The organism is Caproiciproducens lactatisolvens (assembly GCF_052443335.1).
Taxonomy (GTDB): Bacteria; Bacillota; Clostridia; order Oscillospirales; family Acutalibacteraceae; genus Caproiciproducens.
This window is the reverse complement of sequence record NZ_CP195750.1, coordinates 824,829-837,507: the sequence shown is the minus strand read 5'-3', so window position 1 is coordinate 837,507 and position 12,679 is coordinate 824,829. Positions and strand designations below refer to the sequence as shown.

Annotated in this window: 13 protein-coding genes; 4 read left to right on the top strand and 9 right to left on the bottom strand. The window is 52.3% G+C overall.

Annotation, left to right across the window (positions count from 1 at the left end):
- Window positions 1–309: 309 nt before the first annotated feature.
- From ACRQV7_RS04075 to ACRQV7_RS04055, 5 genes are read right to left on the bottom strand one after another with little or no spacing between them, the layout of a single operon-like run.
- Complete coding sequence (locus ACRQV7_RS04075) at window positions 310–1,089, bottom strand: ABC transporter ATP-binding protein (protein ID WP_444659555.1); 780 nt, start codon at window positions 1,087–1,089, stop codon at window positions 310–312.
- An 8-nt stretch (window positions 1,090–1,097) separates the two neighbouring features.
- Entirely contained in the window at window positions 1,098–1,877 is a 780-nt protein-coding gene (locus ACRQV7_RS04070) for an ABC transporter permease (protein ID WP_275713076.1), read from the bottom strand.
- A gap of 19 nt (window positions 1,878–1,896) precedes the next feature.
- Entirely contained in the window at window positions 1,897–2,970 is a 1,074-nt protein-coding gene (locus ACRQV7_RS04065; protein WP_444659554.1) for an ABC transporter substrate-binding protein, read from the bottom strand.
- Window positions 2,971–2,998: 28 nt separating this feature from the next.
- On the bottom strand, window positions 2,999–3,475 hold the full coding sequence (locus ACRQV7_RS04060; RefSeq protein WP_444659553.1) for a hypothetical protein: 477 nt from the start codon (window positions 3,473–3,475) through the stop codon (window positions 2,999–3,001).
- Between the two features lie 10 nt (window positions 3,476–3,485).
- Complete coding sequence (locus ACRQV7_RS04055; RefSeq protein ID WP_444659552.1) at window positions 3,486–4,733, bottom strand: radical SAM protein; 1,248 nt, start codon at window positions 4,731–4,733, stop codon at window positions 3,486–3,488.
- 641 nt (window positions 4,734–5,374) lie between these two features.
- Here ACRQV7_RS04055 and ACRQV7_RS04050 point away from each other — a divergent pair.
- Window positions 5,375–6,796, top strand: coding sequence for a LysM peptidoglycan-binding domain-containing protein (locus tag ACRQV7_RS04050; RefSeq protein ID WP_444659551.1), 1,422 nt, complete (start codon window positions 5,375–5,377; stop codon window positions 6,794–6,796).
- Window positions 6,797–6,998: 202 nt separating this feature from the next.
- Here the strand turns inward: ACRQV7_RS04050 and tnpA are convergent, their stop codons facing one another.
- The 4 genes from tnpA to ACRQV7_RS04030 all read right to left on the bottom strand — a co-directional run bounded on the left by tnpA (window position 6,999) and on the right by ACRQV7_RS04030 (window position 10,000).
- Window positions 6,999–7,457, bottom strand: coding sequence for an IS200/IS605 family transposase (gene tnpA / locus ACRQV7_RS04045; RefSeq protein WP_444659550.1), 459 nt, complete (start codon window positions 7,455–7,457; stop codon window positions 6,999–7,001).
- A 194-nt stretch (window positions 7,458–7,651) separates the two neighbouring features.
- Entirely contained in the window at window positions 7,652–8,779 is a 1,128-nt protein-coding gene (locus ACRQV7_RS04040; RefSeq protein WP_444659549.1) for a response regulator transcription factor, read from the bottom strand.
- Between the two features lie 41 nt (window positions 8,780–8,820).
- The gene (locus tag ACRQV7_RS04035; RefSeq protein WP_444659548.1) at window positions 8,821–9,579 is read right to left on the bottom strand and encodes a sensor histidine kinase; all 759 of its coding nucleotides are present in this window, start codon (window positions 9,577–9,579) and stop codon (window positions 8,821–8,823) included.
- Window positions 9,580–9,586: 7 nt separating this feature from the next.
- Window positions 9,587–10,000, bottom strand: a complete 414-nt coding sequence (locus ACRQV7_RS04030; protein ID WP_275713089.1) for a M67 family metallopeptidase — start codon at window positions 9,998–10,000, stop codon at window positions 9,587–9,589.
- Window positions 10,001–10,320: 320 nt separating this feature from the next.
- Here ACRQV7_RS04030 and ACRQV7_RS04025 point away from each other — a divergent pair, with 320 nt between their 5' ends.
- Genes ACRQV7_RS04025 through ACRQV7_RS04015 form a run of 3 tightly spaced genes read left to right on the top strand, consistent with a single transcriptional unit; the run spans window position 10,321 to window position 12,658 of the window.
- The gene (locus ACRQV7_RS04025) at window positions 10,321–11,187 is read left to right on the top strand and encodes a 4Fe-4S binding protein (protein WP_444659547.1); all 867 of its coding nucleotides are present in this window, start codon (window positions 10,321–10,323) and stop codon (window positions 11,185–11,187) included.
- The gene (locus ACRQV7_RS04020) at window positions 11,184–11,432 is read left to right on the top strand and encodes a sulfurtransferase TusA family protein (protein ID WP_141827447.1); all 249 of its coding nucleotides are present in this window, start codon (window positions 11,184–11,186) and stop codon (window positions 11,430–11,432) included. Before ACRQV7_RS04025 ends, ACRQV7_RS04020 begins: the two co-directional genes overlap by 4 nt.
- The gene (locus ACRQV7_RS04015) at window positions 11,429–12,658 is read left to right on the top strand and encodes an O-acetylhomoserine aminocarboxypropyltransferase/cysteine synthase family protein (protein ID WP_444659546.1); all 1,230 of its coding nucleotides are present in this window, start codon (window positions 11,429–11,431) and stop codon (window positions 12,656–12,658) included. The genes ACRQV7_RS04020 and ACRQV7_RS04015 overlap by 4 nt, the downstream gene beginning before the upstream one ends.
- The last annotated feature ends 21 nt before the right edge of the window (window positions 12,659–12,679 follow it).

The following is a 12,679-nucleotide window of genomic DNA, read 5'->3' as shown; positions in this document are numbered from 1 at the left end:
TTCTCCCGGCTTGCACCACGAAGTTTCGACCCAATGGCAAAATAAAAGAAGAAATAATTTGATGAAGTTATTTCACCAAAAAACTTCGCCTATAGAGTTGATTATAGCTACACCCCAAAAGTTAAACAGTTATGATATACTCGTTTTTGCACAATATAATCTCGTAAAAGGTCTCCCTTTTTAATGCAAAAAGAGATGCCGTTAAAGAAAGCCGCGGCCATTCCAATCGGTCTGGCCGCGGCTTTCCTGATATGATATAGTGCTGAATTTTCAGATGCTCCGGATAGTATGCAAGACGGGAAAATGAAACTACAGATAGTATTCGATCGACAGGGAGGAGTCCTCGAAAAAATGAGTGTAAATTTCTTTGCGGATCTCGATGAAGCGGGCGCTGCTGCGGTCCCTGGGGCGGTTCAGACCGACGGAGATCACTTTCTTGACCTCTCCCGGACGATTTGATAAGAGCACAATCCGGTCGCTCAGAAAGATCGCCTCGTCCACATCATGGGTGACTAAAACCATCGTCGATTTTTCTTTGTCCCATATCCGCAGAATCTCATTCTGCATGTGGATTCGGGTGAGAGCGTCCAGCGCGCCGAACGGCTCATCCAGCAGAAGCACGTTGGGCTGATTGATCAGCGCACGGGCGATGCTCACCCGCTGCTGCATTCCACCGGAAAGCTGCTTTGGCAACGCCTTCTCAAAACCTTTCAGCCCCACCAGTTCGATATGTTCCGCTATGGACCGCGCCCTTTGCTCCTTATCGATTTTTTGATGGATGCCGAACGCGATATTTTGCTCTACGTTCAGCCATGGGAACAGCCTGGATTCCTGGAAGATCACGCCCGTAAGCACGCTGGGGTGCTCCACTTTGCGCCCGCCGATCCGCACCTCGCCCGTGGTGGCTGTTTCCAGCCCGGAAAGAATCCGTAAAAGGGTGCTTTTGCCGCACCCGCTGGCGCCCACCACACTGATAAACTCGCCGCTTTCGATCTGCAAATCGATGCTGTTGAGCACCGGCAGGTCCCCGGACGAAAGCCTGAAGGTTTTTGAGACACCTGCTATCTCTATGTTTTTATTTTCAGCCATTTTGATATCTACTTTCCATCAGTCTCGTTCCAGCGCAAAACGTGCTTTTCGATTTGCTGCAGAACCGTATCGAGAAGCAATCCCACCAAGCCGATGGTGATTACGCCGGAGAACATTACGGGCGGCTGTGAAAGCTCGCGCGCATACATGATCAGGTAGCCGATGCCCGAGGCGGCCGCGATGGCTTCCGCCGTTACGACACAGGTCCACGCGCTGCTCACTCCCAGACGCAGGCCGGTAAAAATAAAGGGAAACGCACCGGGCAAAACCACCTTGGTAAGCATCTGAAATCGGGTTTTCTCCAGAATAGTGCCCACCTCCAGCAGCTTTTTATCGCTGTTGAGTATCCCGCGGCTGGTGTTGATCACCACCGGCCAAAAGGTACCGATTGAAATGAGCGTCACCTTGGAAGCTTCGTCGATCCCCATCCACAAAATGAGCAGAGGGACCCACGCGATCATAGGGATCGGGCGCAGAAGCCCGATGATGGAGGCCGCAAGGCTGTTTGCCGTTTTGGAAAGACCAATAATAACGCCAATACTCAGCCCCAGGACGGAACCAATGCAAAAGCCCTTGATAACCCGCCCCGCACTTACGGAAAGATCCTTTTGTATGCTGCCCTTCCGCACCATATCCAGATAGGTTTCAAAAATACGTGTGGGATAAGGGAAGATGGAGCGGTTGATGATTCCCTGCCGCCCCAGAATTTCCCAGGTCAGGATCAGCACCGCCGGCAGAACGCACCCCAGGCCGATCCTGATAACCCGGTTTTTCAGGTTTGAAGTCATACAAAAGCGTCCCTTCCGGTTAATTTTTGCTGATTCCTGCTTTCTCCAGATAGGAGGTGTCGATAATCTGGTTCAGGTCCACGTCTTTTATGGTACCCTGTTCCTGCAGGAATTCCTTTGTGTCCTGTAGGGTGCCGAGCCGTTCTTTGTCCAGATATAATGAAAATTCAGTGGAAGCAAAGGACGCTTTATAAGAGTTTTCCGCCACGCCGTTTCTCTTGGAAAGAATCTTGATCGCCTCGTCCTCGTGTTCCTTGCAATAAGTAACCGTTTTGTCCAGTGTTTTCAGGATGCGGGGAATCAGCTCGGGATATTTTTTGGTAAATTCCTCCGAAACGATAATGACGCTCGACGTTCTTGGAAATTGAGAGCCGTCTACCTGCAGCAGAGTGGCGGTCCCGTTGTCGATTACGGTCTGCAGCTGCGGAAGCTGGCTGACGCCGGCGTCGATATTGCCGGCCTCCAGCGCGGTGTTGATGTCCGTGAAAGAAAGGTTTACCAGCTGGATGTCTTTTTCGGTCAGGTTGACCGACTCCAGAATCCGCAGCAGGAGCATATGGGAATTGGAACCGATCTGCACGCCGACTTTCTTCCCGCGGATATCTGCGAGCGCATTGATACCGGAACCCTTTCGGGCAAGCAGGCCGTCGCCCTTGCCGTTTCCGGTCATATAGGCGGCGATGATTTTAAGCGGAATATCGTTGGCGGCCGCCTGGACGGCCGGCTGCGCGCCCACCTGACCGATATCGATATCGCCGGCGGCAAAGGCCTCGATGATCGGAGGGCCGGAAGCGAAGGTACGCACATCGAAATTGATGTTGTTTTTGCCGAATTCCTCCTTAAAATAGCCAAGCTCCTCCGCCAGGGCGGGTTGGGTCTGGCTGGGCTGGGTGGCGATATGGATGGTCAGCCCGCCGTAATCTTTTTCGGACTCCTGCGCCGAAGCGGAAGCGGAGGACGCGGGAGCGGAGGCGACCGCCTGCGAGGTACCGGAAGACGGAGCCGCGGACGCGCACCCGGATACCGACAGAAGGGTCGCCAGAATCAGCACCGGAATGAAAGGCTTACTCCTTTTTAAATGGTTTTTCATCATGAAATTTCTCCTCAAATTTTAAAAATAGTTATTGACCGGTTACGGTCAGGCGGTCTAAATGCTGCAGCAGGGGGTGTGCCGCCTCTTCCTCCTGCCTGCGTTTGTCAAAGCTCTGTTCATACGACGCGACCGGTTCGATCACCCAAACGGCGGACAGATCGATATCCCCCCGTTCTTCCCGGGCCGCTGTGTAATGCGTACGGAATTCCCTTCCCGCGATCAGCACCCGAAGGGGACGCCCCACGATGTTGTAGCCGCGCCGGTCCGGGGTCAGCAGGCTGATGGAAACGGTTTTCCCGAACCAGATGGAATACACGAGGTTTTTATTGGTTTGGGACGTTTCAATCCCCTCGTCGTACTCAAGGTTCCCATCCCCGCGCAGCCTGAGAGATTGTTTGAATGCGATATGCGGAGCGCCGTCCTTCCCCACGGTGGCCACGGCCCGGACCGTTCCGGGATCGGCAAGCGCCCGCTTGATTTCTTCGCCGAGTATTGCACTCATCATCGTTCTCCTCCTAAATTCTGGAAAGATCCGTATCGGGATGGTTGCCGCACCGCCGGTAATTGTCCATATCGATACTAAGGTTGTATTTCCGGCGTATCTGGTCAAGCCCGCGGGCAAGACGCACGTAATATTCCAGGCTGGGAGACGTCTGCTTACGAAAAATAGAACCGGGATGCACCTTCCACACGCAGCCGACCACGCCCACGCCGTGGGAGGATATTTCATCCGCTTCGGAGAGGGTGGATTCCAGAGCCTCCTCCTCTGTTTGAAAGCCGTTTGGCTGCGCGAGCTCCACGCCCGCCACGATTCCGGTGTCCACATTGCCGCGTCCGAATATCTCTACAGCCTCATACAAACGGTTTTTCCATTCCTCATAACCGATCGTCGCCGCCTTGCCCGGACAGATCCATTCAAACAGGCTTTTATTGAGCACCTCGAGGTCCGCCGTATAGGAAGCAAGGCCCGTGCTGTCGTGCAGGCGCCGGAGCTGCTCCCGTGAGAAGGCCGTGCTGATCAGCTGGCTCGGAAAACGCTTTCCCCCAAACAGCCTGGTGATTCCTGCCAGAATGTCAATATAACAGTCGAGCTCCTCGTCCAGGAAATTTTCCCCGCCCCTCAGCGTTCCGCCCGTCAGGAAGATATTGACATTGCGCCCCGGCTCCTTGAGTGCCTCGGCCACAGTCTCCACAATATCCTGCGTGTTCAGCAGCTCCGGCTTGTTGCCCGCGTGGTAAACGGCGGACATGGTACAGAACTTGCAGCCGTAGCCGGGCGTTTTCCAAAAATCGCATTGCTGGTGGGGATGGATGCACAGCCGCTGCGGGCGGGGAGAAACCACATGCCACATGGGAGTACCCCGTGAGGTTACTTTTTCATAATAATCCGGCTTTTCCCAGTAAGAAACCTCTTCAATGACGTTTCCTTCATCCACCAATACGATTTTTCCATCCACCACATCCACTTGGTAGGGGTCTCTGTCGCTATGCGCGTCCCCGCTACCCTCGTCCCCGACGTTAATGGAGGTGCCGTCCCGCATCGTAAGAGAAACAGGCGTCAAATCCTCCTTATTGCTGTAATCGCTGCGCAATTTGGTAAGATGGATGTCCGGATCGACGGCGGCGAGAGCCTTTTCGGTATAGAGAACCCCTCTGCGCTGCACATCGGTTTTTATAATGACAAACGGGGAAACGTCGGGATATTTCCGGATCACTTCCGAAAGGCTGCGCTCTTTTTCCCGCCAATTGCGATCATTACTCAAGCTGTATCCGCCTACTTTCTTTTTCATTGAATGATAAATAATCTACAGGGGCCGAGACAGTACTCCCGGATCCCTCTTGGGATTATGAAATGATAAAGCACGCGCATCTCCCCCTTGTTCCACCTTGTCAATCAGTTCCTGATCCGGGCGCATCATAACAGCAACAGGAGCATAGCAAACTCCTGTTGCCGAGCGTTTTACAGATAGCCAGGATTATCGATAAAACCACCGGAGCAGACCTTGCCGGTCTGCAATTCTGAGAGCAAAGTTTATAATCTACTAAACATATATTAATTATATATCATGAAAATCTCTTCTACAACATGACTAACTTTTGCATAATGGCAGAAATTGTTTGGATAGGACCTGGCGCAAAACAAATTTTGCTGCCGCAGTATCGTTTGTCGCCTTCTTCACGGATCGACCGTACTGTGATCCGGCTATTGTTTTTATATTCCCTATGGCTGGCGGAGCGCAGCTTTCCTGCTATCAAAAACGCTTCTCAAAAGCTGTTCCCGATCTTTTATGAAGATGAAAAGACCGTTCGGATCCCGTATTTTGCAGATTGGTTCCCGGTAAAGGAAAGCTTTCACACACCCCGGAATTTTCACATATATTGTGAAAAAAGAAGGTGACGTTTTATGTTCATTCATGTAGTCATGCCGGGCGAAACGCTTTGGCAGATTGCAAATCGATATGGTGTTTCCGCGGCGGAAACAGCGGCGGTGAATGGGCTGCAAAATCCCAACCGGCTTGTTATCGGTCAAGCCCTGGTGATTCCCAGCGAGGATTTTTATACCGTACGGCCCGGAGACACCCTGTGGAGGATCGCTCAGACATACGGGACCACCGTACGGGAAATCGTGCAGGCCAACCAGATTACGGACCCGGACAGTATCCGTCCGGGAATGATCTTGTATGTCCCCGCCCCCCGGCACCGTGTACAGCCCGGGGAAACCCTGGGGGGGATCGCGCAGAGGTACGGCGTGCCGCTGCAGTCCCTCATTACAGTCAACCGGATCGCTGATCCGGACGTGATCATTCCCGGAACCGTACTGGTTATTCCGCGCAGGGCAAGGCCCCCTCTCAATGTGAACGGGTATCTTTATATGCTGGGGGAGGACGCCGTTCCGATCGTCAGGGAGGACGGCAGATTTCTGACCTATCTGAGCCCGTTTGCTTATCTGATCAGGGAGGACGGGACGCTGCAGCCGATCGATGATGAACCCGCCGTACAGGCCGCTCTGGCGGAAAGAGTGGTCCCCATGATGTCCATCACCAATTTTACTTCGACGTCCCAGGGAGCGAATCTTGCGTCCGTCGTGCTGAACAGCCCGCAGATCGTGGAACGTCTGCTGACTGAAATCATTACCCTGATGAAAGAAAAAGGATACCGGGGATTAAACATCGATCTGGAGAACGTGCTTCCGGCCGACCGCGAAGCCTACAACCGCTTTCTCCAGCGCGCGGTGGACCGCCTGCATGCGCAGGGCTTCTTTGTATCCACGGCGCTCGCACCGAAAACATCCGAAGAGCAGGCCGGTCTGCTCTATGAAGCGCACGATTACGCGGCGCACGGCAGAATTGTCGATTTCGTGATCCTGATGACTTACGAATGGGGCTATCGGAAAGGGCCGCCTCAGCCGATTTCCCCTTTGAATCAGATCGAGCAGGTTCTTGACTATGCCGTCACGGTCATTCCCCGGGAGAAAATCTACTTCGGCTTCCAGATCTATGCCAGAGACTGGTTATTGCCCCATACCGAGGGGCAGGAGGCGGAAACGTTCAGCTCCCAGGAGGCGATCGCGAGGGCCGTCAGGTACGGCGCGGAAATTCAGTACGACCCGGTCGCCCAGGCTCCTTCCTTCCGGTATTGGGACGAACAGGGCAGGGAGCACGAAGTGTGGTTTGAGGACGCGCGCAGCGCCCAGGCAAAATTCGATATGGTGAAGAGCTATAACCTGCCGGGGATAAGCTACTGGGCCCTGGGCTATCCGTTCCCGCAGAACTGGACCTTGCTTGAAGATAATTTTACGATCAGAAAATGGAATTTCTCCTCATAATCCCTCCCGCAATGCTTGCTGCAAAAGCGTATTCCGTTCCGCTCCGAAGCATCGTCCGGCTGTACTCCCATGGAATTCCACATGCCCCGCACTCAAATAAAAATCCACCGGCGTAGCCGGTGGTATTTCATATGCGGGTATAACCCGCTATTACTGGCGGCCATTGCAATGGCTGGTACGGTCTGACATTTGCAAAGGATTGTTACTTGCTACCCTTAAAAGGGTCTTGATATTCTCTGAACGTTAATTGATCTTCTAATTTATCCTCTTCCAATTGATGTTGAATGTATTCGGTTATCCTCTTTGCATTCTTTCCAACTGTATCCACATAATATCCTCGGCACCAAAAGCTTCTGTTTCCATGCTTGTATTTTAAATTTGCATGTCTTTCGTGAATGATGAGGCTGCTTTTCCCTTTTAAAAATCCCATAAAACTCGCTACACTCATCTTCGGTGGTATCTCTACTAATATGTGTACATGGTCAGGACATACCTCTCCTTCTAAAAGAGCGACTCCCTTCCAACCGCATAATTCTCTCAGTATTTTTCCTATTTCTGCTCGCTTGCCTCCGTAAAATATTTTTCTATGGTACTTTGGTGCAAATACAATATGATATTTGCAGTTCCATTTGGTATGTGCTAAACTTTTATTGTCATTCATCTCTGAATGTCCTCCTTTTGATGTCTCTTGCAGTTGCCAGACCGCAAGCTTATTTTACATCAAAAGGAGTTTTTTTGTCTGTTTCAACGCTAAAGCTTTTTCCGCTCCACCGACATAGTCGGTGGTTGTTCTACAATGCAAAAGCCCGAAGAAACGCTGAAAAGCGTTTTCGGGCTTTTTTGTGTGATGCTGTTTTACGGAGCTATCTTGCAGCAGCTCTCCATGACCACCGGGCAATTTTTGAGCTGCAGGCTCCGGTACTCCGCCGGGCTTTTGCCGATGTAGCTCTTAAATAGTCTGGAAAAGTAATTGATATCGTGATACCCCAGCTGATAGCAGATTTCATAGGTTTTCAAATCCGTATTTTTAAAAAGGTATTCCGCGCGCGCCATCTTTACCATCGTGACGAAGCTGTTGTAGTGCATTCCGGTTTTAACGGCAAAGGTATTGCTCAGATAAGTATTGTTGATATAAAATTTTTCCGCGAGCACCTTCAGCTTGATATCGTCTTCCGAATGGCCCAGTATGTAAGCGCAGATTTCGCTGATGGTACCGTCCTCCACCTCCGGCTGATACCTGCGGATGAAGTTCAGCAAAAAAGTTATTTTCCCGCAGTAATATTCTTTATAGGTATCCGGTCCGCTTTCCTGCAGATATTCCGTGGCGTCAAAAAAGCGGATATCGATAAAATCGCTCAGCCAGGGGATTTTTGAATAAACCTCTTCGATGATATGGTGGTACAGCTTTCTGACAAGGATGTCGGCCTTGATCATATTGTCGCCCATCATGGTGTACACGCTTTTCACGGCGCTTTCAAAAATCTGCACCGTATCGGGGCTCCGGTTCAGGAACCCGTCGACAACCCTTTTTTCCTCCGCAGAGGGGTATGCCCAGCCAAAGTCGGTCTCCAGCGGGTTCCCGTAGGCGTCTTCCCCTTTTTTGCGGGTTTCCAGAAAGCGGTGCGCCCGCCGGAACAGCTCCAAAAGCTTTTCCCGGCTGGGAGGCTTGACAAGATAATCGAAAGCGCCCAGCACAATTCCCTGCCGGGCGTAATTGAATTCACTGTACTCGCTCAGGAGCACCACGCAGGAGCACAGGTTCTCCTGATTGATGACCCGCAGAAGCTGCAGGCCGTCGACCACCGGCATGCGGATATCCGTTAGGACCAGATCATAGGAAGAGGATTTCAGCATTTCCATTGCCTGTCTTCCGTTGTTGGCCTTTCCCGCCACCTCGAACCCGGAAACATTCCCCCATACCTTCAGCCTTTTCAGCTCCATGAGAAAAATATCCCGGTCATCCACCAATAAAACCCGATACATCTGCCGACACCTCCTAACAGAAACAAGCGAACCACACGGCTCTATTTTAAAATATTGCCCGGGGGAAGGGTAAAATACACACAGGCCCCCTTTCCGACCTCGCCGGTTATCCAGACTCTACCGCCCATTGCCTGAATGAGCTTTTTCACAATGGAAAGGCCTACGCCGCTCCCCTCGAATTCATCATCGGAATGCATGCGCTGGAACATGCCGAACAGATTCTGGGAATATTCCATATCGAACCCCACGCCGTTATCGCGGATATAAAATACATCCTCCCCGTTTTCGGGATGGAAGCCCGCGGTAATGACGGCGGTCTGTTCTTCGCGGGTAAATTTCAGCGCGTTTGAGACCAGGTTCACCACCACCTGATGCATCAGGGTCCCGTCGCACAGGACAAACGGAATCTCCTCCTGAAATTTCAACACGGTAGCTTTTTTGCTTTTATAGCCCGCCGCAAGCTCGTCGCACACGTCCTGAATCATCTGCTGCAGATTGACCGTTTCCTTGACGGGTTCCACTCCGGAAAGCCGGGTGTATTCCAGAAGCCTGTCGATCATGGCAAGCGTTTCCCCACATATCGTGCGGATATTGGAGATCAGCAGCAGGCCGTCCTCATCGATTTTATCGCGGTAATCCTCAAGGAAGATCCGCGCGTAGCCGTCAATGGCGCGTACCGGCGCTTTGATTTCATGGGAGATCGTAGAACTGAGCACCTGCAGGTCATGGCCGTCGTCGCGCGGGGATTTCTGCTCCTGTTCCTGAATTCCTGCAAAGGCCTCGTGTTCACGGGGGTCCATGACAAACTCACTCCAAACTTTTTATTTCTTCTTTCTCCACGGATTGATTCCGTATCAGAAAGCTGTTCAGCACCGGCTCCCGCCTGTTCGCAAGGGAAAGGATCAAATAGCTCAGCGACGGGTCAAAGGCCAGCCGGATGTCCTCCTGTGAAGGGCGGGACGGCGTCTGCGGATGGCTGTGAAAATTGCCGATCAGCTTCCAGCCGTTCTTTCGCATATCCGCGACCGCCGCAAACTGCTCCCGCACATCCATGGAAAAATGCTCCGGGCTTTCGTCGATGTTCCTCAGCAGATATACCCTTTCAATCGTTTTGCAATCGTTTTCGACGGTTCCCGCGATCAGCCCGCAGCTTTCGTTGGGAAGCCCGGCAATGCTGTGGCGTATCATTTCCCCTATCTGCTGTTTTTTTAATATTATCACAATAAACCTCCCGTATCTTCTAAAAAAGATATTAACTTAATTTAACATATATGTTTTATATGCTATAGAAATGTCAAATAAAAGGGCGTGCATTTCAAAGCTCCTCCCGGAAATGCAGCGCTTTAAAAGTATATAATACACATATGTTTACTGTATCAGTTATGAAATAGTTTAACATGCCGGCGGGCAAAGTCAATCGTCCGGTTTTGACAGCCAAAGATATTCCCCCCTTATGCTAAATTTATTCGCCTTGTCAGAGCGGGGACCGTATTCTATAATTAAATGTACAATTCAGAAGTACGGTAAGGAGGAATACTCAGATGGATGAGTCGATATATAAAGAGCTGAAAAAAGGCGGATTTATGAGGCAGATTCAAAACAGTAAATTTTCGCTGAGAATCCGTGTGGTCGGCGGTCAGCTGCAGGGAAAGCAGATTAAAAAAGTCAGCGAGATAGCCGAGCGGTACGGAAAGGGCTATGTCCATATGACGTCACGGCAGGGAATTGAAATCCCGTTCATCGACTTTGCAGACGTGGAGGCGGTAAAGGGCGAGCTGGCCGAAGTAGGGCTTCAGCCGGGGGCATGCGGCCCGCGCGTGCGTACGGTCACCGCGTGCCAGGGCAACGCGATCTGCGGAAGCGGTCTGATCGAGACCAGCGGGCTCGCTAAGGAACTGGACGCCAAATATTTCGGCAGGGACCTGCCCCACAAATTTAAAATCGGCATTACCGGGTGCAAAAACAACTGCCTGAAAGCGGAAGAAAACGACCTCGGTATTAAAGGAGGGCTTCGCCCCGAGTGGCACAGCGGAGACTGCACCTACTGCGGCGTATGCGCGGCCGCATGCCCCGTAAAGGCAATCAGCGTCAGCCGCGGGCCAAATTCGCTTGCGTTTGACGAAAGCCGCTGCATTTACTGCGGGAAATGCGTAAAATCCTGCCCCACAGACGCCTGGTCGGGGAAAAGCGGCTACATTACCTCCTTCGGCGGCACCTTCGGGAACGATATGGCCTTTGGAAAGCCGCTGCTTCCGCTGATTACAGAGAAGGAACAGCTGTTCCGCGTGGTAGACGCCGCCATCGCCTTCTTTCAGGAACACGGAAAGCCGGGCGAACGTTTCCGCCGGACGATCGACCGCATCGGCGAGGATCAATTAAAGGAAAAACTGGAGGAGGCAATCCGATGAGCAAGCAAAGCTATGACGCTTTTGTCGATATTACGGATGTGGTGTGTCCGATCACCTTCGTAAAGACAAAAGTCGCGCTGGAGGAGCTGGAAAACGGACAGACCCTGCAAATCCGGCTGAATGACGGAGAACCGATTCAGAATGTTCCCCGCAGCCTGAAAAATGAAAAGCACAAGGTGATCGAGGTGGTTCAGAACAGCGACGGAACCTACCTGCTCGGCGTGATAAAGGGCGGATTGGAATGAGGTTCAATACTGCTCTGCTTCATAAAGACAACGGCCCGGACAGGGCGACGGGAGCCACCCATACGCCCATTTACCAGTCCAGCGCCTTTGAACACAAAACCGCGGAGGAGCTGGAGGCGATCTTCAACAACCGTGCGCCGGGCTTCTCCTACACCAGAATCAACAACCCCACCGTCGAAGCTTTTGAGCGCCGCGTCGCCACGCTGGAAGGCGGTATCGGGGCGGTGGCCTGCGCTTCCGGCATGGCCGCCATCTCCCTGTCCGTTTTGAATCTTTTGAGCGCTGGGGATGAAATCCTTTCCGCCGCGGGAATCTTCGGCGGAACGATCGGCCTGTTCCGCGATCTGGAAAGCTACGGGATCACCACCCGCTATGTCGCGGACAGCGCGCCCGAAAGCTTTGAAAATCAGATCACCGGGCATACGAAGCTGCTGTTTGTCGAGACCATCGGGAACCCAAAGCTGGACGTCCCCGACATTTCTGCCCTGTCGCAAATGGCGCACAGACACAAAATTCCGGTAATCGTCGACAATACCGCCGCCACCCCCTTCCTTGTGCGCCCCATTGAGCTTGGCGCGGACATCGTCGTACACTCCGTGTCCAAGTATATCAACGGCAGCGGAAATTCCATCGGCGGGATCATTGTCGACAGCGGAAACTTTGCATGGGACCGGGAACGATATCCCGCGACCGCAAAATTTGTCAGGTTCGGGGAATTCGCCTACCTTTCCAAACTGAGAGGCGGGCTGTTCCGCAACACCGGCTCCTGCTTTTCCCCGTTCAACGCCTTCCTGTGCAGCCTGGGCCTGGAAACGCTGGGCATCCGGATGGAACGCCTCTGCGGCAATGCCCAGAAGCTTGCGCAACAGCTTTCGGGCAATCCCAAGTTAGCGTACGTCAACTATCCGGGACTAAAATCCAGCTCGTGGCACCAAACGGCCCGGCGGCAGTTTTCCGGCGGTTACGGGGCGATATTGACCCTGCGAGCCGGTACGAAGGAAAACGCTTTTTCCATCATCAATCATTTAAAATACGCGTGCAATATTGCAAATATAGGCGACCTTAGGACGCTGGTCATCCATCCCGCTTCCACGATCTATGCAAACAGCAGTACGATGGAAAAGGAAAACGCAGGCGTTTACGAAGATCTGATCCGTGTCAGCGTCGGTCTGGAAGATATTGAGGACCTGGCCGAAGATTTTGAAAACGCTGTCGGCGGACTATAAAACGATACGGAGGATTGCCGA

What these genes read in the sequence shown, in the direction of transcription:
- ACRQV7_RS04075 (WP_444659555.1), bottom strand. Translation starts at nt 1,089, where the DNA reads ATGGCTGAAAATAAAAACATAGAGATAGCAGGTGTCTCAAAAACCTTC.
- ACRQV7_RS04070 (WP_275713076.1), bottom strand. Translation starts at nt 1,877, where the DNA reads ATGACTTCAAACCTGAAAAACCGGGTTATCAGGATCGGCCTGGGGTGC.
- ACRQV7_RS04065 (WP_444659554.1), bottom strand. Translation starts at nt 2,970, where the DNA reads ATGATGAAAAACCATTTAAAAAGGAGTAAGCCTTTCATTCCGGTGCTG.
- ACRQV7_RS04060 (WP_444659553.1), bottom strand. Translation starts at nt 3,475, where the DNA reads ATGATGAGTGCAATACTCGGCGAAGAAATCAAGCGGGCGCTTGCCGAT.
- ACRQV7_RS04050 (WP_444659551.1), top strand. Translation starts at nt 5,375, where the DNA reads ATGTTCATTCATGTAGTCATGCCGGGCGAAACGCTTTGGCAGATTGCA.
- tnpA (WP_444659550.1), bottom strand. Translation starts at nt 7,457, where the DNA reads ATGAATGACAATAAAAGTTTAGCACATACCAAATGGAACTGCAAATAT.
- ACRQV7_RS04040 (WP_444659549.1), bottom strand. Translation starts at nt 8,779, where the DNA reads ATGTATCGGGTTTTATTGGTGGATGACCGGGATATTTTTCTCATGGAG.
- ACRQV7_RS04035 (WP_444659548.1), bottom strand. Translation starts at nt 9,579, where the DNA reads ATGGACCCCCGTGAACACGAGGCCTTTGCAGGAATTCAGGAACAGGAG.
- ACRQV7_RS04025 (WP_444659547.1), top strand. Translation starts at nt 10,321, where the DNA reads ATGGATGAGTCGATATATAAAGAGCTGAAAAAAGGCGGATTTATGAGG.
- ACRQV7_RS04020 (WP_141827447.1), top strand. Translation starts at nt 11,184, where the DNA reads ATGAGCAAGCAAAGCTATGACGCTTTTGTCGATATTACGGATGTGGTG.
- ACRQV7_RS04015 (WP_444659546.1), top strand. Translation starts at nt 11,429, where the DNA reads ATGAGGTTCAATACTGCTCTGCTTCATAAAGACAACGGCCCGGACAGG.